This window comes from Verrucomicrobiota bacterium (assembly GCA_016871675.1).
GTDB lineage: Bacteria > Verrucomicrobiota > Verrucomicrobiia > Limisphaerales > VHCN01 > VHCN01.
Map to the genome: position 1 here is coordinate 1 of VHCN01000045.1, position 21,039 is coordinate 21,039.

Annotated in this window: 20 protein-coding genes; 6 read left to right on the plus strand and 14 right to left on the minus strand. The window is 66.4% G+C overall.

The genetic code is table 11. The features are described from left to right. Positions 1-3,339, plus strand: a 3,339-nt coding sequence (locus FJ386_10380) for a c-type cytochrome (protein ID MBM3877113.1), incomplete at its 5' end; no start/stop codon positions are given. A gap of 105 nt (positions 3,340-3,444) precedes the next feature. Then, positions 3,445-4,281, plus strand: coding sequence for a prepilin-type N-terminal cleavage/methylation domain-containing protein (locus FJ386_10385; protein ID MBM3877114.1), 837 nt, complete (start codon positions 3,445-3,447; stop codon positions 4,279-4,281). Positions 4,282-4,291: 10 nt separating this feature from the next. Here the strand turns inward: FJ386_10385 and FJ386_10390 are convergent, their stop codons facing one another. Next, entirely contained in the window at positions 4,292-4,654 is a 363-nt protein-coding gene (locus FJ386_10390) for a hypothetical protein (protein MBM3877115.1), read from the minus strand. Positions 4,655-4,741: 87 nt separating this feature from the next. Between FJ386_10390 and FJ386_10395 the strand changes: the two genes are divergently transcribed. Then, positions 4,742-5,773, plus strand: a complete 1,032-nt coding sequence (locus tag FJ386_10395; protein ID MBM3877116.1) for a DUF3500 domain-containing protein — start codon at positions 4,742-4,744, stop codon at positions 5,771-5,773. 126 nt (positions 5,774-5,899) lie between these two features. Continuing rightward, a complete protein-coding gene (locus tag FJ386_10400; protein MBM3877117.1) occupies positions 5,900-7,060 on the plus strand; it encodes a class I SAM-dependent RNA methyltransferase in 1,161 nt (386 codons plus the stop codon). Positions 7,061-7,312: 252 nt separating this feature from the next. On the opposite strand, the gene FJ386_10405 is transcribed toward FJ386_10400, so the two are convergent. The 9 genes from FJ386_10405 to FJ386_10445 all read right to left on the minus strand — a co-directional run bounded on the left by FJ386_10405 (position 7,313) and on the right by FJ386_10445 (position 15,241). Then, complete coding sequence (locus FJ386_10405; GenBank protein ID MBM3877118.1) at positions 7,313-7,783, minus strand: hypothetical protein; 471 nt, start codon at positions 7,781-7,783, stop codon at positions 7,313-7,315. After that, positions 7,780-8,004, minus strand: coding sequence for a hypothetical protein (locus FJ386_10410; protein ID MBM3877119.1), 225 nt, complete (start codon positions 8,002-8,004; stop codon positions 7,780-7,782). The genes FJ386_10405 and FJ386_10410 overlap by 4 nt, the downstream gene beginning before the upstream one ends. Positions 8,005-8,048: 44 nt before the next feature. Next, positions 8,049-8,843, minus strand: coding sequence for a hypothetical protein (locus FJ386_10415; protein ID MBM3877120.1), 795 nt, complete (start codon positions 8,841-8,843; stop codon positions 8,049-8,051). A gap of 22 nt (positions 8,844-8,865) precedes the next feature. Continuing rightward, positions 8,866-9,600 (minus strand): hypothetical protein, encoded by a 735-nt coding sequence (locus FJ386_10420; protein ID MBM3877121.1) that lies wholly within the window; start codon positions 9,598-9,600, stop codon positions 8,866-8,868. A 590-nt stretch (positions 9,601-10,190) separates the two neighbouring features. Continuing rightward, positions 10,191-10,445 carry a hypothetical protein gene (locus tag FJ386_10425; GenBank protein MBM3877122.1) on the minus strand — a complete coding sequence of 85 codons (255 nt, stop codon included), beginning with the start codon at positions 10,443-10,445 and terminating at the stop codon, positions 10,191-10,193. Positions 10,446-10,641: 196 nt separating this feature from the next. Beyond that, positions 10,642-11,529: a 4-hydroxy-3-methylbut-2-enyl diphosphate reductase gene (gene ispH / locus FJ386_10430; protein ID MBM3877123.1), complete on the minus strand. Its 888-nt coding sequence runs from the start codon at positions 11,527-11,529 to the stop codon at positions 10,642-10,644. A 95-nt stretch (positions 11,530-11,624) separates the two neighbouring features. Next, positions 11,625-11,879, minus strand: a complete 255-nt coding sequence (locus tag FJ386_10435; protein ID MBM3877124.1) for a helix-turn-helix domain-containing protein — start codon at positions 11,877-11,879, stop codon at positions 11,625-11,627. Between the two features lie 50 nt (positions 11,880-11,929). Further along, the gene (locus FJ386_10440; GenBank protein MBM3877125.1) at positions 11,930-12,559 is read right to left on the minus strand and encodes a hypothetical protein; all 630 of its coding nucleotides are present in this window, start codon (positions 12,557-12,559) and stop codon (positions 11,930-11,932) included. 72 nt (positions 12,560-12,631) lie between these two features. Continuing rightward, complete coding sequence (locus tag FJ386_10445) at positions 12,632-15,241, minus strand: U32 family peptidase (protein MBM3877126.1); 2,610 nt, start codon at positions 15,239-15,241, stop codon at positions 12,632-12,634. Positions 15,242-15,292: 51 nt separating this feature from the next. On the opposite strand from FJ386_10445, the gene FJ386_10450 reads away from it, so the two are divergent. Then, on the plus strand, positions 15,293-16,204 hold the full coding sequence (locus FJ386_10450; GenBank protein ID MBM3877127.1) for an SDR family oxidoreductase: 912 nt from the start codon (positions 15,293-15,295) through the stop codon (positions 16,202-16,204). On the opposite strand, the gene FJ386_10455 is transcribed toward FJ386_10450, so the two are convergent. Both FJ386_10455 and FJ386_10460 read right to left on the minus strand, forming a co-directional pair. Next, entirely contained in the window at positions 16,189-16,656 is a 468-nt protein-coding gene (locus tag FJ386_10455; protein MBM3877128.1) for a DUF721 domain-containing protein, read from the minus strand. The two genes, FJ386_10450 and FJ386_10455, sit on opposite strands and share 16 nt — an antisense overlap. Continuing rightward, entirely contained in the window at positions 16,616-18,673 is a 2,058-nt protein-coding gene (locus FJ386_10460) for a beta-galactosidase (protein ID MBM3877129.1), read from the minus strand. Before FJ386_10460 ends, FJ386_10455 begins: the two co-directional genes overlap by 41 nt. A gap of 314 nt (positions 18,674-18,987) precedes the next feature. Between FJ386_10460 and FJ386_10465 the strand changes: the two genes are divergently transcribed. Then, positions 18,988-19,314, plus strand: a complete 327-nt coding sequence (locus tag FJ386_10465; GenBank protein MBM3877130.1) for an RNA-binding protein — start codon at positions 18,988-18,990, stop codon at positions 19,312-19,314. 73 nt (positions 19,315-19,387) lie between these two features. Here the strand turns inward: FJ386_10465 and FJ386_10470 are convergent, their stop codons facing one another. Together FJ386_10470 and FJ386_10475 are read right to left on the minus strand one after the other, a co-directional pair. After that, entirely contained in the window at positions 19,388-20,755 is a 1,368-nt protein-coding gene (locus tag FJ386_10470) for an FAD-binding protein (protein MBM3877131.1), read from the minus strand. Positions 20,756-20,763: 8 nt separating this feature from the next. Further along, positions 20,764-21,015: a hypothetical protein gene (locus FJ386_10475; protein MBM3877132.1), complete on the minus strand. Its 252-nt coding sequence runs from the start codon at positions 21,013-21,015 to the stop codon at positions 20,764-20,766. Between the last annotated feature and the right edge of the window lie 24 nt (positions 21,016-21,039).

A 21,039-nucleotide genomic window follows, 5' to 3' on the forward strand; every position in this document is an offset into this window, starting at 1 on the left:
ATTCCCGTCCGCCGCCTGGTCCTCGCTGCGTCGCTCGCTCTCACATTCACCGCACTCGCATCGCGCGCCGCGGTGAGCCAGGGCTTCCGCGTGCCCGAAGGTTTTGAAGTCTCGCGCTTCGCTGGCGACGAGCTTGCGCACGACATCTTCTCGATGACGCTCGACTCGAAGGGCCGCGTCGTCGTCGCGAGCAAGGACTGGATCAAGGTGCTTCACGACACCGACGGCGATGGCCGCGCGGACAAGGCGACCGTGTTCCTGAACGGCCCGAAGAGCGGCGCGCACGGGATGTATTTCGACGGGCACGACCTCATCTGCGACGGCGACAACGGCGTGCGGCGCTGGTTCGACCGCGACGGCGACGGCGTTGCCGACGGCGACTCGGCGCTGTTCATCCGCACCGAACGCGACGGCGAACATTCCGCCAACGGCATCGTGAAGGGCCCCGACGGCTGGTTCTACATGATCGGCGGCAATGACACCGGCATCACAAATACGCACGCATCGCTGCCCGGTTCGCCCGTGAAGCAACCCAACGCCGGCGCGCTCGTCCGCATACCGCCCGACGGCAAGGGCTGCGAAGTCGTCGCGCACGGCTTCCGCAATCCCTACGACCTCGACTTCAACGCGCACGGCGCCGTGTTCACCTACGACGCCGACGGCGAGCGCGACCACCATCTGCCGTGGTATTCCGGTTCGCGCATGTTCGACATCGCGACGGGCGCGCATCACGGCTGGATCCTGCGGGGCTGGTCGCACGCCTGGAACCGTCCCGAGGCGTGGTTCGACAACACCGACCGGCTGTGGGAAGTCGGCCGCGGCTCGCCCACCGGCGTGACCGTCTATCGCCACCGTGCCTTTCCCGCCCCCTATCACGAGGGCCTCTTCGCCATCTGCTGGACCTACGGCCGCATCTACTTCTTCCCGCTTGCGCGGCACGGCTCGACCTACGAAACCAAGATGGAAATCTTCATGGAGACCGCGGGGGATGTCGGCTTCGCGCCGACCGACTTGTGCGTCGCGCCGAACGGCGACCTGCTCGTGAGCATCGGCGGGCGCGGCACGGTCGGCAGCGTGTTCCGGGTCCGATACACGGGCAAACTTCCGCCCACGCCGAAAGCTGGTTCGCCGGTGCGCGAAGTTCTGCAAGCCGCGCAACCGCTCGCAAGCTGGTCGCGCACGGAGTGGATTCCGAAGGCTCGCACCCTCGGCAAGGAAGCGTTCGAGAACGCCGCGCTCGATGCGAAGCAGCCGCAACTCGAGCGCATCCGCGCGCTCGAAGTGCTCGTCGAGTTGTTTGGTGGCGTGACGCCCCTGCTCGCGGCGCAAGTCGCCGATGGCAAAGACGCCGAAGTCACCGCGCGCGCCGTGTGGGCCGTGTCGCGCAGCGCGGACAGCGCGGCGTCACGCGAGTTCATCGCCTCGATGACGCGACGCGACGACCCGCGCATCGCCCGCGCGGCGTGGGAGGCGATTCTCTCATTCGCACCCGGCTTCAGCCGGGTGGAAGGGTCGGCCGAAGCAGCAAAGCCGCTTCAGCGGCTTCCCACCGACACGACGCCCCGCACCGGGCTGAAGCCCGGTGCTCATGAGAGGCCAGTGACTCCCGACTGGTATCGCGGCCTCGGGTCCGACGACCGTCGTGTGCGGCAGGCCGCCGTGCTCGCCGCGCGCGGATCCGGACTCGACAGCGTCGCCGCGACAACGCCGCCTGCACGGCTCACTGACCAGCAGCGGCTCGGCATGTTCAAGGTGTTCGGCCCGCATCGCGCCGATGTGAAGGACTGGCAGGAGCAATTCGTTCACGGTTGCCTTTTCGTCGCGACGCGGAGCCCTGACATTGCGGCGCGCCTCGACGCGGTTCGCCTGCTTCAAATCGCCCTCGGCGACCTCAAGCTGATGCAGGACAAGCCTGACACGCATGACGGATTCGCCGCTGCAAACAGCGACGCCGTCCCCGAGCCGTTGCGGCGCGAAATGGCCGAACGCCTCGCGCCCGCTTTCCCGACCGGCGACCGCCGGCTCGACCGCGAACTCGGCCGCGTGCTCGGCATGGTCGGCGTGGACGTGCCCGGTCTCGTCGAGCGCGTCGTCAGCAAGTGGTCGTATGGGTCGCCGGTCGAGGACGACATCCACTTCCTGATGGTCGCGTCGCGGCTGCCGGGCGCGAGAACGGCGGACCTCACGAAGCGGACCGCGTTCGCCGTCGCGGCGTTGCAACACAAGATGCGCACGGACCGGAAAGAACCGAGCCGCTTCTGGCCGTCGCGGGTGGCGGACATGGTCACGAGACTGTTTCAACGCGACCCGGCCCTCGGCAGCGCGCTCGTGGCGTCCCCCCATTTCGACCTCGCCGACCACGCGGTGCTCGCGGCGCGACTCGCAGACGCGGACAAGCCCGCCGCGGCGCGACAGCTCGCGCGGGCGACGGAGTGGACGCCCGAGCTGATCGAGTTTCTCGCCGTGCTGCCGGACGACGAGCTGTTGCCGCTGCTTCGCGCGCAGTGGGGCCATGCGAATCTGCGCGACGCCATCACGCTCGTGCTCGCGCGCGCGCCGCGGGCGGACGACCGCGACCGGTTCGTGACGGCGCTCGGCTCGTTCCAACCCGCGGTTGTCGAACGCGCGGCGCGTGTGCTGGCGGGCGTGTCGGGTCGGGTGACGCCATCGGACATCGCGACCGCGGTGACGGCGCTGCGCCGAGCCTGCTCGCAGCCGCGCGAGAAGGCGACACGCGACGCGCTCACCTCGCTCGTCAGCGGCTGGGCGGCGCAGACGTTCACCATTGCGGAGGGCGGCGACTTCTTGAATGCACACGCCGCCGTGTTCGAGTGGTTCGCCGCGACCTATCCGCGCGAGTCCGCCGCGCTCGGCGGCGGCGAGGATGTCGCGTCATTTCTCAGACGGTTGCCGGGCATCAACTGGGACGCGGCAGACGCGACACGCGGGCAGCGGTTGTTTGAGGAGCGCGCGTGTCATCGCTGCCACGCCAGCTCGACTCGCGTCGGGCCGGACCTCGCGGGCGTCACGTCGCGGCTGTCGCGCGAGGACTTGTTCATCGCGATCCTCGACCCGAACCGCGATATCTCACCGGCGTATCTGCCGAAGCTCGTCACGACGAAATCCGGCGCGACGCACACGGGCTTCATGGTTTACGACTCGCCGACCGCAAAGCTCGTGCAGACCGGCCCCGACACGACCGTGCGATTGACCGGCGAGGAAATCGCGTCCGTGCGAGACGCGCGCGTCTCGATCATGCCCGGCGGCCTGCTGGCGGGATTGAAGGACGGCGAGATCGCCGACCTGTATGCGTTCATGAAGGCGGCACGGAAGAAATGACCTCGTCCGCCCATCTCACCTCGACGATCGGCGACAGGACCCGGGGCGAGTGGCCGTGAAGTTTGACTGCCGTCCCGGAGTCGGGTATCTACAACCCTCGAAGCGATGAAACGACGAGCTGCATCCCGGGGCGAGCCGGAAGCGTCCGGGCGTTCCCGTGTCGCGGCCTTCACACTGATCGAACTCCTGGTGGTCATCGCCATCATTGCGATCCTCGCCGCGCTGCTGCTGCCGGCCCTTTCGAAGGCGAAGGAAAAGAGCAAGGGCGCGACGTGCATCAACAACATGCACCAGATGGCGATCGCGAGCGCGCTCTACTCGGACAGCAACGACGAGAAGATCGTGAAGATGTTCGACACAAACATGATCGCCGGCCGCGGCGCGTTGATGCCCAACGGGATTGTCATCGTCACCAACACGCTCGGCGGCAACACGCTCACGGTATGGGTGGACCTGCTCCGCCCCTACTCCGGCGCGACGTTCAAGGGTTCGCAGTGCGCCGCATTTCAGTTCGCCGGCCGTGCCGCGGCGTCGCTCGGCATTGGCATGGGCTATCCGGAAGTCGGGATTTCCTACCAATACGTGCAGCCGGCGAACGTCTCGTATCAGCCGCCCTTCCGCGTGGTGGATGTGATTCGTCCGCCCGTCACGATTTTCGTGGCGGATTGCGCCACGGCGGACGCCGCAAGCCTGACGAGCACGAATTCGGACAACTGGAAGGAGGACGTGGCGAATCCGAACGCGCGCGCGGACTTTTGGCTGACGCCGGCGAACACGACCCCGCCGTATTGGGGAACCTATCCGGACCGCACCCGCATCATCAGCCGGCACAACCGCTACGCCAACGTGGCGAAGTTCGACGGCCACACCGAGACCCTCCGCGGAAGCGCCGTCGGTTGGGGTTTGCCCAAAGGTGATCCAAACGCGCTGTGGTCGAAGTAGCGGCCGAAGGCTACTTGTCCACGACGAGCACGGCGGACTTCTTCGCGTTCAAAACGAACTTCTTTCCCGCCGGCGCCGGCGGGAGCCGCTTGAGGTAGCCGGACTTGACGAGATCCTCCAACGTCGCGGGCTCCTTCATCATTCCCAGCATGTAGGCATTCAACGCGCGGTTGACCTCGGCGAGGCTGGGCTCCTCGCCAGGATTTCCCGGCGGGACAGGCTCCGGGGGCTTCGATATCACGGTCGGGGGCGCCGCGGGGGACTGCGGGGGAGCTGCGACCGCGGGAGCCGGAGCGGGCCCGGCTTCGGATGCGGGCTTCTTGCAGGCGAGGAGCGAGGCGGCGACGAGCGGCACGATGACCACGGATTTCATGAGTCGAAGGATTTCATCGGGAGCGCCTCCAAGGCAAGAGTCGCTTTTCGAGTTGCCTTTCCGCGCCGCTCGCATTGACTTGCGCGCATGCCAACCCGCCCCCGCCTCGCATTGCTTGCCTTCGCCGCAGTCTCGCTGCTGGCCACCCCAACCCGCGCCGCGACTCCGGGAGAGGAAATGGCCGCGGCCGCCAACGCGTTCCTCGCCGCGCTCGGCACCGAGGCGAAGGCAAAGGCGGCCTTCGACTTCAAGAACGAGGAACGCCTCAACTGGCACTTCATCCCAAAGGAGCGCAAGGGGCTTCCGTTGAAGGACATGTCGCCGACGCAACGGCACCTCGCCTACGGACTGCTCGGTTCGAGCTTGAGCCAGCGCGGCTATTCCAAGGCCACGAGCATCATGAGCCTCGAGCAGATTCTCGCCGAGCTCGAGGGGCCGAACCGCAAGATGGCGCGCGATCCGGAGCTTTATTTCGTGACCGTGTTCGGGACGCCGGGCAGCAAGGGCACGTGGGGCTGGCGTTGGGAAGGACATCACCTCGCGTTCAACTTCACCGTCGTCAACGGCCAGGTCGTCGGCTCGCCGAACTTCCTCGGCACGAACCCCGCCGAGGTTCGCGAAGGCCCGCGCAAGGGGCTGCGCGTGCTCGCGGTCGAGGAAGACCTCGCGCGCGCGCTCGTGAAATCCCTCGACGCCTCGCAGCGCGCCGCCGCCGTCTTCACCAACACCGCCCCGCGCGACATCATCACCGGGGCCGACAAGCGTGTGAAGCCGCTCTCACCCGCGGGCGTTTCCGCCGCGAAGCTCACGAAGGAGCAGACCGCGAACCTGCAGGCCCTCGTGCGCGAATACGCCCAGCGCGTCCGGCCGGACGTCGCCTCGCGGGACCTCGACAAAATCGCCCAGGCCGGCTGGGACAAGGTGCACTTCGCGTGGGCGGGACCGCTCGACGCCGGCAAGGGCGATTACTACCGCGTGCAGGGCCCGACCTTCCTGCTCGAATACGACAACACGCAGAACAACAACAACCACGTCCACGCGGTGTGGCGCGACTTTGACGGCGACTTCGGCGAAGACCTGCTCAAGAGGCACTACGAGCAAGAGCACTCCAAGAAGTAACCCGGAGGGCCGGACGCCGGGCGGATCGGCACCGGGGTCGGGCGGCTTGGGGCCACACCCGTCAAGTCGCGTCGCTCGTCAACGCGGACTTTCCGGCCCGTTTCGATCGTTCTGAACTCCCGTTCGATGCCCAACTCGATCCAACGTCCCGTCGCAGATCTCGTTCCCGGATCGAGACTGACGCTCGCGATCCGGGACCTCGCCTTTGGCGGCGAGGGCGTCGGGCGCGTCGGGGAATTCGTCGTGTTTGTGCCGTTCGTCGTGCCCGGCGACGAGGTGGAGGTTGAAGTCACCGAGGTGAAGAAGAAGTTCGCGCGCGCGAAACTGGTGCGCGTGACCACGCCGTCGCCCGACCGCGTCGAGCCGCGTTGCCGATACTTCGGCGAATGCGGCGGGTGCCAGTATCAACACGTGGCCTACGGCGCGCAGCTTGAGTTCAAGCACCGGCAGATCGCGGACCTGTTGCAGCGCGTCGGCGGATTCGATCGGGTCGTCGTCGCCCCGGTCGTCCCGTGTCCGCAGCCTTATGGCTATCGCAACCGCATCATGGTCCGCAGCCAGTGGAACGGCGCGGCACAACGGCTTCAGGTCGGCTTCCTCGGCGTGAACGACAAGCACGTCGTCGACATCGAGGAGTGTCCGATCGCCGAGCCGGCGCTCAATGAACAGCTCAAGCTCGCGCGCGCCAAGCCGCCGCCCCGCGGCGGGCTCAAGGTGACGCTGCGCATTGCTCCGGACCGCTGGGCCGTGCCGCGCGATTCGTTTTTTCAGAACAACTTCTTCCTCCTGCCCAAGCTTGTCGAAACGGTGCGCGCACGGGTCGCGGACTTCGGCGCACGGCATCTTGTGGATGCGTATTGCGGCGTCGGGTTCTTCGCGCTCGAGCTCGCGAATCTCGTTGAGAGCTTTGTCGGCGTGGAGGTGGACGCGCTCGCCATCAAGGCCGCGCAGCAGAATCAGGCGGCGCGGCACGTCACGAACGGGCGATTCGTGCCGGGCTGCGCGGAGGATTACTTGAGCGGCCTGTTGCAGCGCCATCCGGGCGAGCCGACGGCGCTCGTGATGGACCCGCCCCGCACCGGCTGCCCGGCCGCGACGTTGCACCGCATCCGCCGCGCCGGCCCGGGGCAAGTGCTCTACGTGTCGTGCCATCCCGCGACACTCGCGCGCGACTTGAAGCTGCTTTGCGACGGCGGCCGCTACCGGCTCCAAAGTGTCATTCCGCACGACATGTTTCCGCAAACGCAACACGTCGAGTGCGTCGCCGATTTGCGGCTCGGCGCGTAACGGGAAGCCGTCCGGAAAGGCCAGCCCGACGCAACCAGGTTGTCCGTGGGCTTGAGGGAGCCCCCGATGAACATCCGCCACCAAAGTTCGAGCCACGGCAAAGACCGGAGCCGGTGCGTGTGGTCGCCGCCCGCGAGCGAGAGAAAGAGCAGCGCACCGCAACCGACCGCGGGGCATGCGTGCCGTTTCATGAGCGGATTCACCGCACATTCACCCCTCGAACACAAACCAAACCTCGGCAAGGATCCAGTCTCATGCTGCCCGAGCCACCGCGATTGCCGCCCACTTCCGGCATAACCCCATGGGCACCGCGCCGAGCAATCCAAACCCACAGTCAATCAAGCGCCAGCCCATCGGGATGCCGCGCACTTCGCCGGACACCAGCGCCCACGGAACTACCAGCGCGCACGCGAGCAGACCGAAGTCGAACATCCAGCGGTTGCGCACCGGGTCGCGCCACGCCCACACAAACGCCAGCGCAATGATCATGTGCCCGAACGCCAGCCAGTCCGTGCCGTAGGCGAGGAAGGGATGCTTCGTGTTCGTCTCGTGCAAGGCAGTCGCGACGCGATGAACCCAGCCCGATTCGCCGCCGATCCACCGGTCGAGGAGCGCAAGTTCCGTCTCCAGCGGGATCGCCGTCAACCCGCTCGCCACGAGTCCGCCGATGAACACGCCCGTCGCGAACCGGATTCGCCGGATGAGTTGTCGCTCGTGAGTCATCGCGCTGAACTTCCGCCGCGCGCGTCGCCAAGATTCTCGGCGGCGAACAGAAGCACCGCACCCACGAACACCGCATTGCCCGCCAGAAACGCGCCGATCGCAATCGGAATCGCCATGTCCTGAGTCGTCGGCGCGGAGAGTCCCGAACGGATCAGCCACACTCCAGGAATGAAGGGGATCAGAAACCCCACCGCAGCGGCGAATCGCAATGCAGTTTCCATGATTGAGTCTCTTTCAAGTGGTGACCGAGTTGTTCGACAAAACGCTACCGCCGCCCCTCCGCCCGCGGCGTCTTCGCCGGCGTGTCCGCGACTGTAGAATACCAGTGGCTCGCGAAGAACTTCTTCTCCGCCGGCAGAAACGTCTCCGCTGTGCCGACGATGGGCCGCAGCGCGGTCGTCATTTGCAGCGCAACAAGCAGGAAGATGACAACCCACACGCCGATGGGTCCACTCTCGGACTCGGGACTGTGCCGCTCGAACGACGAGCAGAGGAACCGCACGCCAAAACACAGCGCCACGAGGAGGAAGATGAGGTGCAGCGCGCCCATCGCGCCGACTGACTCGGTGCTTTGCGAGAACACCCACGCCACCGGCGCGAACCCGATCAGCAGCATCGTCATCAGCGCGAGCATCCCTGCCACCAGACCGATCACTTCCATCAGCCGCGCCTGCGATCCGCTCAGGCACGCAAAAATGTAGAGGCTCGGCAGACAGATGAGCGCCGTGAGCACCAGCCCCGCCGCAAGCTTGATCGGCGCGGCCCAGAGTTGCGCCCCGCCGGAGAACGTCCCGGCCACCAGCCCATACACCGCCACGCTCAACACCGCGATCAGCAGCAGCCCCGCGATGAGCGGACGCGACCCTTCCCTCGTCACCTGAAACATCACCCGCCTCGGCTGCCGTAGGATGGCCTCGACCGCGGCGAACAGGTCGCCGATGGGCTCACGCTCTCCCGGTTCGTCACCGGGCGCATTGCCGTGCGGCGGCGGTGCGGCGGGTGGCAGTTGCGGCGGCAACGATGCGGCGATGGGCGGAGGAGTCGGGTTGGTTGGGTTCATGGGGTTGGTTTGGTTGAGCGGTTCATTCCATCGAAAGGAGTTTCCGAATCGCGATCAGGACCGTTTCGTAAAAGTTGCCGCTGAAGGCGTCCTGCCGGAGAAACTCGACGGGCCGGCCGGGAATGCCGATGAACGGCCGGAAAATCCACGTGAGCTGGCTGCCGAGCAGGAGGTTCACTGCGAGCCACGCGAACAGCACGCGGCGCGCGGCTGCGGCGCTGCCCCCGAGTTGGTCCAGCAACTGACGGAGGCGCAGGTTTGCCGCCACGCCTGCGAACGCGATGACCGCGACGAACGCGAGTTGCACGAAGCGATACGTGCCCGTCGCCGTGGCTTCGGCGGAATCGAGCGGCGGCGTGTTCCAGACGAGAAACGCCATCAGCGGCGCGAACGCCCCGAGGATCGCCGACGCGATGGCGAAACTCATCAGCACCGCGAGCAGCGACTGGCGCAGGCTGATGTTCACGCCCAAGAGCGGCGCGAGCATCGCGTTGATGAGCGCGTTGCCCAGCGTGGTCAGCAGGATGATGAGTGGGAATTTCACCGCCGCGTATCCCGCCTGCAACGGGTCGCGCCACCAGCCCATCGCCGCGCCGAACAGCGCGCTGCCCGCGACAATCGTCGCCAGCCACGACACGACTCGCGCGCGGTCCCAGCGCTCGACGCCCTGGCGCACGTGCGCCAGGTCGCCGCGCAGCAGCGCGGGAAGTTCCGGGGACGGCGTGACGATGTTGGTCGGTGCGACGGTCGGGTTCATCGTCGAGAAGAGTGCGCGCTTGCGTTCGCCGCGGACAGTCGGGTCAACGCCGTAGGGCGCGCGACTGAGCGCGGATTTGTGCGGTTTGAGTGGGTGCGGTTCATCGGAAGATCAGTTCGCGCAGCACCTCGAACACCGTCTCATACAGACTGCCCATGAACCTTTGCCCCGACCACCCCTCACCCGGCCTGCGGCCACCCTCTCTCCTCGTCCGACGAGGGGAGAGCGATGGGGTGAGGGGTGGCCGTTCTGGTTCATGATCCCAATGCGCGGCTTGCGAGCCGTGGAGGCTGCCCATGAACGGCACCGGGCCGAGGAACTCGACCGCGTCCTGCGGCCGGCCGATGAAAGGGCGCAGCACCCAGCAAACCTGCGAGCCGAGCAGCGAAGTGCCCTCAAGCAGCGCAGGAGCACGGGCGTCTGCCGCAGGGAGAACGGAAGGGACGTGGTTTGCATGGCAGTCATGTTCATCGCGGCACGATGCGGACGTTCTCCGCAAAAGCGGTCCCGAGCAGCAACGCGAGCAGCGCGCAGCCGATCAGCACCGGCACGATGTGCCGGGCGAGTCGCTTCACGGAGAATGCGACGACCTAATACTCATTCACTGCGTCCGCACTCAGCCGCACGACCGCCGGCGCGTGCCTCGCGACCAGCAGCATCGGTCCGCCGAGCACAATCCAGTGTGAAAACACCAGCCGCATCCAAGTGAAGCCCTGAAGCCATCCAACCAGCTCCGCCGCCCAGTGAACTCCAATGACGACTTGCAGCGCGCCCGCGCCGCAGACTGCCGCTGCAGGAAGCGACAGCACCAAGGCGGCGAGTTGGAGAAGACGCGATGAGTTCATGGCATGTTGCGGCGCTCACATCTTCGAGGCCGACAAGAGCACGGCGATGACCACGGCGCTCATCGCGACGCCCGCGATTCCCAGACCGAGCAGCACGAATCCCGCTGTCCGCGTGGACTTCGGAATCGCAAGCAACACGCCGACCAACGCCACAATGAGCGGCAGGCCGATGACGATGAGGGTCAGTCCCATGAAATCATGCCGCGTGAATTTCAGAGAGTTCGGACGGCGGCCGTTCCGCCGCGCATCGCAACGCGATCGCATGAAGCCGCGCCTCGACTGCGGCAATCGTGCCGTCCAGCGTGCTCGTGCCGGCGGTGATGCCGACGGTGTCCTCCGCGCAGAACCACCCGGCGCGCAGGTCATCCGCCCCCTGCACGTGATGCACACGGGCGCAGTGCCGCCCGCTTGTCGCAACCAACTCGCGCGTGTTGTTGCTGTGCGCGCCCCCGATCACCACCACCACGTCGCACTGGCGCGCCAGCTCGACGGCCGCCTGCTGCCGCTGCTTTGTCGGCTGGCACACGGTGTCGATGAAGCGCACTTCCGACTGCGGGAACTTCGCGCGGATGCGCTCGACCAACACGCGCACTCGCTCGATGGGTTGTGTGGTTTGCGCCGCCACTCCGAAACGCGGGCGCTCGCGCAGTTCGTCCACGTCCGTCTCGGTCAACACGACGTCGAACGCGGCGAGGTCCTCGGTCAGCCCGCGCACTTCCACATGGTCGCGTTTGCCAATGAGGACCGGATGGAAGCCATCGGCGACGAGCTGTTTCACGCCGCGGTGCGCAGCGTGCACGAGCGGGCATGTGGCCTCCACCACGTTCAGCCCGCGGCCGCGCACGAGGTCCAGCCGCCGCCCGGACGCGCCGTGCGCCGTGATCATCACCGTGGAGGTGGCGACGGCCGCGAGGTCGGACTCGACACTCACGCCGCGGGCCCGGAGGCCGTCGAGGACGGTTTCGTTGTGGACCAACTCGCCCAGGATGGTGAGCGGGGCGTGCTGCGAGTGTTTGAGCGCAAGCGCGATGGCGTCACGAACGCCGAAGCACATGCCGAGATGTTCGGCGCGGAGGAGTTTCATGGGAGTTGCGGGCCTGACTGGCGCGGCAAGCGCCATTCACTTTGTATTACAAAGCAAAAGACCGGCCGGTTGCAGTTTTGTTCAAAGTTCACGAGTCACTTTCCTTTCGTCTGCTTAACGATCTGTTCCAGCAGGCTGATGTAGCCGGCGAACGCCTTCTCGCCCGGCGCGGTGAGCGAGACGGTCGTGAGCGGGCGGTTGTTCTGGTAGCTCTTGGCGACGGCGACGTAACCGGCCTCCTGCAGCGTGCGGACGTGCGTGGTGAGGTTGCCGTCGGTCATCTGGAGCGCGTCGCGCAGCTCGGTGAAGGCCAACTCCGGCGAGGCCGCGAGCAGCGACATGATGGCCATCCGCCCCTTCTCGTGGATGACGCGGTCGAGCTGGAGAAACGGTTCGGGGTTCACTGCGCATTCCGGGACTTCTCGGTGAAGTAAAGGTAGATGCCGTAGGCAATGTGCAAGCCGCCAAAAGTAGCGCCCATGATCGCGTTCGCGAATGATGTCCTGTCCAAGTCGGGCACGATCAGCCGCGCCAAGCTCAGCGCCGATGCACTCAGGATGAAAATCCATCCGAGCAGTTTGATTCCTCGCACCATGAAGAACCCGGCCGCATGGAGGGCAAGGCCATAAAGGAACACCCAAGCTATCGCGAGCAGCGGCCATGGCTCCGGCCGGCTCTGCGATGCGAGAACGACCAGGCCGAGCACCAGGCCGACGAACAGTGGCGGATACAGAGCCTGCGCGACGCGGCGAGTGGGTGAGGACCAAAACGGCTCGCCGTCGCGCATGGCTTGGCGTCGGACGAGGAAAAGGGCTCCGCCGATCGTCGCGAAGCAAACAAGCATCCAATACGTCGCGAATCCGAGATGAGCCGCCGCGCCCTTCTCGGCGATGATGGCCGCCCCGGCTCCCGTAGCGCCTGCGAACGCCATCACCGGTGCCATCGCCCGACGGTAGAGCGCGCTGCGTTCCATGAGCGTGCGGATGACCTGCAGGTTCTCCTCGGCCCAGTTCGGTTCCATGGCGTTCACTTTGCATTGCAAAGTAAAGGAGTCAAGCTCGATGTTTCCGGGCGGCACGATGCTCCACTACAGCGCGACGCGCTAACGGGATTCAGGGCGCGCACCTTCCAGTTGCCCGCGGGTCACGCCAAGCTGGTTGTGCAGCCGCAATTCGCGCCACAGTTCAGTCCCGGTGATTTCGCCGCGCAGGAGCGACTGGTAGCGGGCGAGCGTGCGCGTCACTTCGGCCGGTGATTCGTTCACGAACTCGACCCGGAACTGGCGGACGCCGAGCTCGATCAGGCGTGCTGCAAATTCTGCGCCGGTTTGCGCGCGGGCGTTGAACACGGTGTTGCGACAGCCGGCGTCGGCCTTGAGGGGATGCTCCATCCCGACACGGTCGCGCAGGCGCACGTCGTGGTGGTCGCACGGGCGGCCGCAGTCGCGAAAGTCCTTCCCTTTCGAGAGGAACGCGCAGAACACGCAGTGCTCCATGTGAAACATGGGCATGTGCTGGTGGATGGTGACCTCGAACCACCCGGCGGGCGCGGCACGAAGCAGCGCCTCGAGTTGCGCGATGTTCAGGTCGTAGCCCGCCGTGAGCCGTTCGAGCCCAAATCGCTGGATGAAGTATTCCGCCGTCATCGGGTTCGCGACGTTCAGCGAAAAGTCGCCGATGCGGCGGCAGTCCGCGAAAAAGTTCAGGTGGTCGTAGTTGCGGACGAGGTAGCCGTCGGCCCCGGAGGAGCGGACGAGATTGAGGATCCATTCTTCGCCGGGTTTCGTGATGCGCGGCGGAGCGACGAAGATCGAGGATTGCGAAGAGGCGGCGACGGGCGCGTGGATTCGGACGCGGGCGACGGCGTCGCGGTATTTCTTCACGTCCTCGAGCTCGCAGTAAATGGTGGCCGCGCCGGATGCGAGGGCGGCGTCGAGCTGCGGCATCGTGCGGACGAGGGGGATCAACTGCGGACTGCGGATTGCCGGTTGCGGGTCGGGAGTGGCGGGCTGCGCCGGGACCGGGATGCCGCAATCCACATTCCGCAGTCCGCACTCATTGACCGTCCACCGGCGGGGCTGCGCGCGCTGGCGTTGCAACTCGGCGACGGCTTCCCGACGGAGGCGGTTGAGTTCGCTGACGGGAAGCATGACCGCGCCCTCGATCTGGCTCGTGAACTCGCCGAGGTGAAACGGCGTGCCGCCGAGACGGCCGAGTTGTGCGCGGAGTCGCTCGTCGGTGAGTGGCTGGCGGTCGGCGGGGGCCAACGGCTTGGAGGAGTCGAGGTGCGCCACATGGCCGGATTCGTCGCGGGTGATGAGCGTCAGCGGGGCGCCCGCGTGGCCGTGAACCTCCATGTGAATCGGTCGCTGGAACCGCGGCGCGTCGCCTTCGAAGGTCTGCCGCAGCTCTCGCTCGAGAGCCGGGTCGCCGGTTTTCCACACGCGGTCGCCGGGGGCGATTTTCGAGAAGTCCACCGCGCCGTGCAGGAACGTGAGCGCGGACTCCGAAGCCGCGGCCTTGAACTTTGAGCCATGAACTTCGAAGACGCGCCCGCCCTGCTCCGGTTCGTCGGGGCGGCCCGCGTCGAAGACGACGCCATCGCCGGCCTTGAGCGGATTCTCCAAGCGCAGCAGGACGCGGTCGCCGTCGACGCGACTGACCTGGCCGAGGAACACGCCGCGCTTCTTGCCGAACCGCGCATGAACGAGTCGCTGGTTGTCGATCCCTCCGAGCCAGCCGGTGAAGAGGCCGCGCGAGAAGGTCATCTCCATTTCGTAGTGCGGATCGCGGATTGCGGATCGCGGACTGACGCACCGATTGGGTTCGCTGTCCGCCGGTTTGCAGCCCGCAATCCGCGATCTGAGGTTTTCCAATGCCTCGCGGTAAACGCGGGTGATGCTCGCGACGTATTCGGGCGATTTGAGCCGGCCCTCGATTTTGAGCGAAGCGACGCCTGCGCGCGCGAGTTGCGGCAGGACTTCGAGCCCCGCGAGGTCCTGCGGGCTGAGCAAATAGCGGCGGTCGCCGAGCGGGACTTCGCGCCCGTCGGAGACAAGTTCGTAAGGCAGGCGGCACGCCTGGGCGCATTCGCCGCGGTTCGCGCTGCGGCCGCCGAGTGACTCGCTCGTGAGGCACTGGCCGCTGTAAGCAACGCAGAGCGCGCCGTGGACGAAAACCTCCAGGAGCATAGCGGATTGCGGGCGGCGGATTGCGGGTTGAATCCGGTCGATCTCGGCGATCGAGCACTCGCGAGCCAGGACGACGAGGTTGCAGCCGAGCTCGCGCGCGAATTCCACGCCCGCGGCGCTCGTGATGGTCATTTGCGTCGAGGCGTGAATCGGAAAGTCAGGCGAGATGCGGCGGATGAGCCGGGCAATGCCGACATCCTGCACGATGGCGGCGTCCGCGCCCGCGGCGATGATGGCGCGAACGTATCGTGCGGCCTCACCAAGCTCATCCGTGAACACAAGGGTGTTGAAAGTCACGAAGCCCTTCACGCCGCGCACGTGCAGGAACTCCATGAGCCGCGGAAGATCGGCCTCGGTAAAGTTCTTCGCGCGCATGCGGGCATTGAACCGCTCGAGCCCGAAGTAGATCGCATCGGCGCCGTTCTCGACCGCGGCCCTTGCACATTCCCAGTCACCCGCGGGGGCAAGGAGTTCGGGGACGGCAACCACGCGAGTGCCTGGATTGGATGGCGTGGGACGCATGGACGTTCGCGGTTGACGCTACACGGTTGGAGGGCGGGGAGCGAGTCTGCTATGCTCGCGGCGATGCGTGTGCTGATTGTCGGCTGCGGCTATGTGGGCTTCCCGCTCGGCGCGGAACTCGCGCGACTTGGGCACGAGGTGTTCGGCCTGCGGCGCTCTGCGGAGGGCGCCGCCGGACTCGCTGCGGCGGGTGTCACGCCGCTCACGGGTGACATCACGAATCCAGCAGCCCTCGCGCGCCTGCCGGGGCCGTTCGACTGGGTGGTTGACGCCGTGTCCTCGTCGCGCGGCGACGCGGAGGCCTATCGGCGGGTGTTTCTCGACGGAACGCGCCATTTGCTTGATGCGCTCGCCGACGCGCCACCGCGCAAGTTTGTCTTCACGAGCAGCACCAGCGTTTATGCGCAGTCGGACGGCTCCACGGTGGACGAGTCGGCGGCGACGGAACCGACGAGCGAGACAGGCCGCGTGCTGGTGCAGGCCGAACAGATGGTGATGCAGGCCTGGCGCGTCCGGAAGTTTCCCGCGGTGGTGCTGCGTCTGGCCGGCATTTACGGGCCGGGACGTGGGCACCTGTTCAAGCAGTTTCTGAGCGGCGAGGCTCGGATCGAGGGCGATGGGGCGCGGTTCATCAACATGGTCCACGTCGAGGATGCCGCGGGCGCGGTGATGACGGCGCTGGAGCGCGCGCAACCCGGCGGCGTTTACAACGTGGCGGACGACGCACCGGTTTCGGAGCGCGCGTTTTTCGAATGGATCGCGGGTGAGCTGGGCCGCGCGATGCCGCCCGCCGCGGCTGAAGCCGGACGGGTTCCCCGGAAGCGCGCCGTGACGCACAAGCGCGTGTCGAACGCGAAGTTGAAGTCTGCGGGCTGGCGACTGAAGTTCCCGACGTTCCGCGAGGGCTACGCCCGGGAGATTGGAACGCACCGGGACACGGAATCGCGTCAGCCAATCCGGTAGGAGATTTTCTTGACCACCTCGCGGCCGAACGCGTGCTGAAGTCGGTCGAGGATTTCGCGCCGGTGGTAGCGGACGATGGTGTCGAGCCACACGCTCGTGGAGACGCTGACGAAGAGTGTGCCGCGCGCGAGATTCACGGGCTGCGCGTGGGCGGTGAGCGTCGGATCGAGGAGGTCGTTCCACACTCGAACGATTTCGGCGTCGGCGCGGCGCGCTTCGAGCCCGAGGTCGGCGACGACCCGGGGCACGAGGGACGCGATGGACTTGGCGGTGTCGCGGCGGGCGGATTCGAGTGGCTCGAGATCGACGCCCCGCCACTGGGAAAGGACGCGGCGGCGGGCGGCGGACGGGGCGCCGGGATACGCGGACCGGGTTTCGGCGGAGCGGGCGAGCGGACGCGGGCGCGACCGGTCAGAGCGGTTCGATGACTTCGTCGAGAACGAGGACGCCATGGGCCGGGATGTCGTAGTTGTTCGGAAGGTTCTGGCCGGTCATGAAGTCATGCATCGGCTTGAGGAAGGTGATGCGGATGGAGGAGTTGTTGTGGTTGAGCAGGAAATAGAGGCGCAGGTTGTCCTTCTCGCGCAGCGATACCTCGACCTGATCGGGCACGCGCAGCAACGGCGTGATGCCGCAGAGTTGGCGCGCCCAGTTGACGAGGTCGATGTAGAACGGCGGGTGGCTCATCGTGCCGATGTAGACCGCCTTGCCCTCGCCGAACTGGTTCATGGTCATCGCGGGCTTGCCGTTGTAGAAGTCCTTCGTGTAGGTCGCCAGCACCTGGCAATCCTGCGGCTCGATGATGTCGCACCAAATGCGCGCGGGATGCAGGTGCGAGGTCTGAAAGCCGGCTTTGAAGGCCAGGTGGTTTTCCTCGCCCGGCGGCAGCGGGTCCCACTCGGAGATTTCAAGCCCGAAGACGTCAGTGAGTTCCGTCGGAATGCCGGTGACGGGCACCTGGCCGTCTTCGTTGAGCAAGCCGGTGTTGAACGTGGCGAGCAACGTGCCGCCGTTCTGCACGTAGACGCGGAGCAGGTCGGCTTCGCCACCGGCCAGCATCTGGAGCGCCGGTGCGATGACAAGTTTGTAGCGGCTCAGGTCGTCGGTCGGGCGCGCGAAGTCCACGCCGACGTTGCGGTCATGCAGCGCGTTGTGAAAGAGCTGGATGTGTTCGAGGTGGTTGTAGAATTTGTTCGGTCGCAGCGGCTGGTTGCGCGCCCACTCGCTCGGATAGCTGTAAAGGATGGCCACTTCGGCCACGTATCGGGTGCCGCGCAGCGAGTCGCCGAGCGTGGACATCTCGTCGCCGATCTTCGTGATCTCCTCGAACATGCGGTTTTGCGCGCGGCCGTCGTGGGTGAGCACGCCGCCGTAAAATCGCTCGGCCCCAAAGCGGGGCGGCCGCCAGTAAAAATAGCAGACGCCGTTCGCGCCGCGCGCGACTTCCTGGAACGTGAACAGCCGCGTGATGTTTGGACGGACGAGCGAGTTGACTTCAGCCCAGGCGACGTGTCCCGCCTTCTGCTCCATGACCCAGAACCCCTCCTCGCGACCCGGACCGGTCGAGCCGGTCTTCTTCAGCGAGCGGAGGAAGTCGATGCTGCACGCGACTTCGCTGGCCCTTGCCGCGCTTGTCGCGCTGCTGTCCATGCTCACGAAGTCGACGACCTCGGCCATGTCAAAGTAGTCGAAGTTCGCCGCCCACGCGCGGAAGGTCGTGGTGGTGGGAATGTCCGGTGTGACGCCCTTGAGCAGGTCGTGCTGCATGCGCACAAACGCCACGCAGGAGTCACTGCAAAACCGCCTCCAGTCGCACACCAGCGCGGGATTGTGCGGCGCGGGCGCGCTCATCGGCATCGGCACCTGCGTCCAGTCGCTGACGACCTGCCCCCAGAAGGTGAGCCCCATGCGTTCGTTGAGTTTGGGGATGGTCTCGTATTTGGCCTGTAGCCACGCGATCCAGTCTCGGCGCGTCTCGGCGTTGAAGGCGTATTCCGTGCCGTGTCGTCCGATGCCGTTGTCGATCTGCCACGCAATCAGCGCGGGATGCTTGCCCAGCGTGTTGGCGAGTTGAGTGACGATCTTCTTCGAAAAGTCCCAGTAGACGTTGCTGTTGATACAGTAGGCGCGGCGCGTGCCCTCGCGCTTGGGCTGGCCGGTCTCGTCGAGCGGCAAGATCTCGGGATACTTTTGCGTCAGCCACAACGGGGGCGCCGCGGTGGGCGTGCCGAGCACGACCTGGAGGTTGTGCTTGTGCATCACATCCATCGCGCGGTTGAGCCAGCCAAAGTCGTATTTGCCCTCCTCGCGCTCGCACAAGCCCCACGCGAACTCGCCCATCCGCACCACGTTCAGTCCGGCGTGGGCCATGCCTTGCGCGTCCTCCTCCCAACGGTCTTCCGGGATTTCCTGGGTGCCATCATAGGGAAAGACCCAATGCTCGGGATGATACGCTGCGCCAAGATACATAAGCCGGGTTTAAGGAAGGACGGTGGCAGGCTAGCGCGAACGCCGCGACAGCGGCAAGGAAAAGTTCAGTATGGCCGAGCCGCCGACCATCCCGAAGCTGCGAGACTGCGGTGCCGCACCGCGAATCCGCGCGGGCCGTGATCGCCGGAAATTTGCTTGCCACCCCCGTAACGGGGCGCATAAATGCGCGCGTCCGTTTCGCAGTGCAGTGCAGTGCGGAAATTGTCAGAGGGTGCTTTCAGAGAAAGCCGTGACAGTTTGAGACCCACGTCGGGAACGCGGCAGTGCGGCAGGCGGCAAGAGAAAGCATCATCATGGCTACCCGATTGTTCGTTGGGAATCTTCCCTACAGCACCACCGAGAACGACCTCCAGGACCACTTCGGCCAGGCCGGCGCCGTCACCTCGGTCAACATCATGCAGGACCGCGTCACCGGCCGCTCCCGCGGCTTCGCCTTCGTGGACATGGGCTCGCAGGACGAGGCCAACAAGGCGGTCGAGATGTTTCACGGCAAGGAGTTTCAAGGTCGTGCACTGACGGTCAATGAAGCGCGGCCCCGCGAAGAGCGCCCCGGCGGTGGTGGTGGTTATCGCGGCGGCGGTGGTGGCGGCGGCGGCGGCGGCGGATACCGCGACCGCTAATCGCACTGCCCGGCCCCCCCCTTCAATCAGGCCGCCGTGATCAACGGCGGCTTTTTCTTTCACGACGGATGAATCAGACGAACTTGCCCGGGTTCAGGATGCCGCGCGGATCGAGGGCCGACTTCACGCGCGCGTGGACGGAGCGCAACGCCGGCGCCACGGCGAGCTTCCACCACGGCTTCTTCGCGAGTCCGATGCCATGCTCGCCCGTGATCACGCCGCCCCACGCGAGCACCTGCTCGAACAAGTCATTGAGCGCGGCATCGCACCGCGCCATCGCCCCCGGTTGCGTTCGATCCACCATCACGTTCACGTGCAGGTTGCCGTCCCCGGCGTGTCCGAAACTCGCGACGGGAAAGCCATGCTTGCGCTGCAACCGCCCGGCGAAGGCAAACAAATCCTCGAGCCGGCCGCGCGGCACCACGATGTCCTCGTTCAGCTTCAGCAATCCCGTGTCGCGCAGCGCGTAGGAAAACTCGCGCCGGAGCTGCCAGATTCTTTCGCAGTCAGCCGCGCCAAACTCCCGCTGGACGCACAACGGCTTCTGCCGTCGCACGATCTTTTCCACGGCGCGCAACTCGGCACGAACCGACGCCTCCTGTCCGTCGAGTTCCACGATCAGGTGGGCCTTGCAGCCGGCAAGCTGGCGCGAGCCCGTCCGCTTGTGCGCCGCGGCCAGCGTGAACGCGTCCGCGACTTCCACGGCGCAGGGAAGAAATCCCGAGGCGAAGATGTCGCGGATCGCGCGCGCTGCCGATGTCATCGAGTCGAATCCGACGCCCACGCACGCGCGGAATGGCGGCAGCGGCAGCAGCTTGAGCGTCGCCTCCGTCACCACGCCGAGCAGCCCCTCGGAGCCGACAAACAGCCGCGCGATTTCGAAGCCCGTCTTGTTCTTGTGCGTGCGGCTGCCGGGGCGGATGACCGTGCCGTCGGCGAGCACCACTTCGAGCCCGAGCACGTAATCGCGCGTGACGCCGTATTTGAGGCAGCGCGGGCCGCCGGCGTTGGTCACGATGTTCCCGCCGATGCTGCAATCCGCGCGGCTCGCCGGGTCGGGCGGGTAGAACATCCCGCGCGCCTCCACGGCCTCCTGCAAACGCGCCGTGATCACGCCCGGCTCGACCACCGCCACGAAATCCCGCGCGTCGAGCTCCTTGATGCGGTTCATGCCCGCGAGTGACAGCGCGATGCCGCCGCGCACCGGCACGCAGCCGCCAACGTAGCCGAAGCCCGCGCCCCGCGCCGTGACCGGCACCCGATGGGCGTTGGCCCACTGCAGGATTTTCACGACGCTTGAAGTGCGCCGCGGCAGCGCGACGGCATCGGGGGCGGAGGTCGCGAACCACTTGTCGGCCGCGTGGGCGTTGCGCGAGCCGTCGTCGAGACGGAGTTCGCCCGGCGGGAGCCGGCGCTGGAGCGAGCGGAGAGCCCGCGTCATCGAGGCCTTCAATTCGCGCCTCCGCATGAGCCTCGCGCGGCGGCGATTCCCCGCAAGTGGAGCCGCGCTTTTTCGTAACTCTTGCGCTGGAGGAAGTGCTTCAGTTCGCCGTCCGCGCCGGGACCGAGGCGGGAGGCGAGTTCGTCGAGGCGCGCGAACAGCGGCAGCAGGTCTGGTTTCGGATTCGCCGATTTCATCGAGCGCACCGCGGCGTCCAGCGCGTCGAGTGACTCCAGGATTTGTTGCTCGGTCGTGTTCATCGGGCGGAAAGTGCCGTGTGTGTG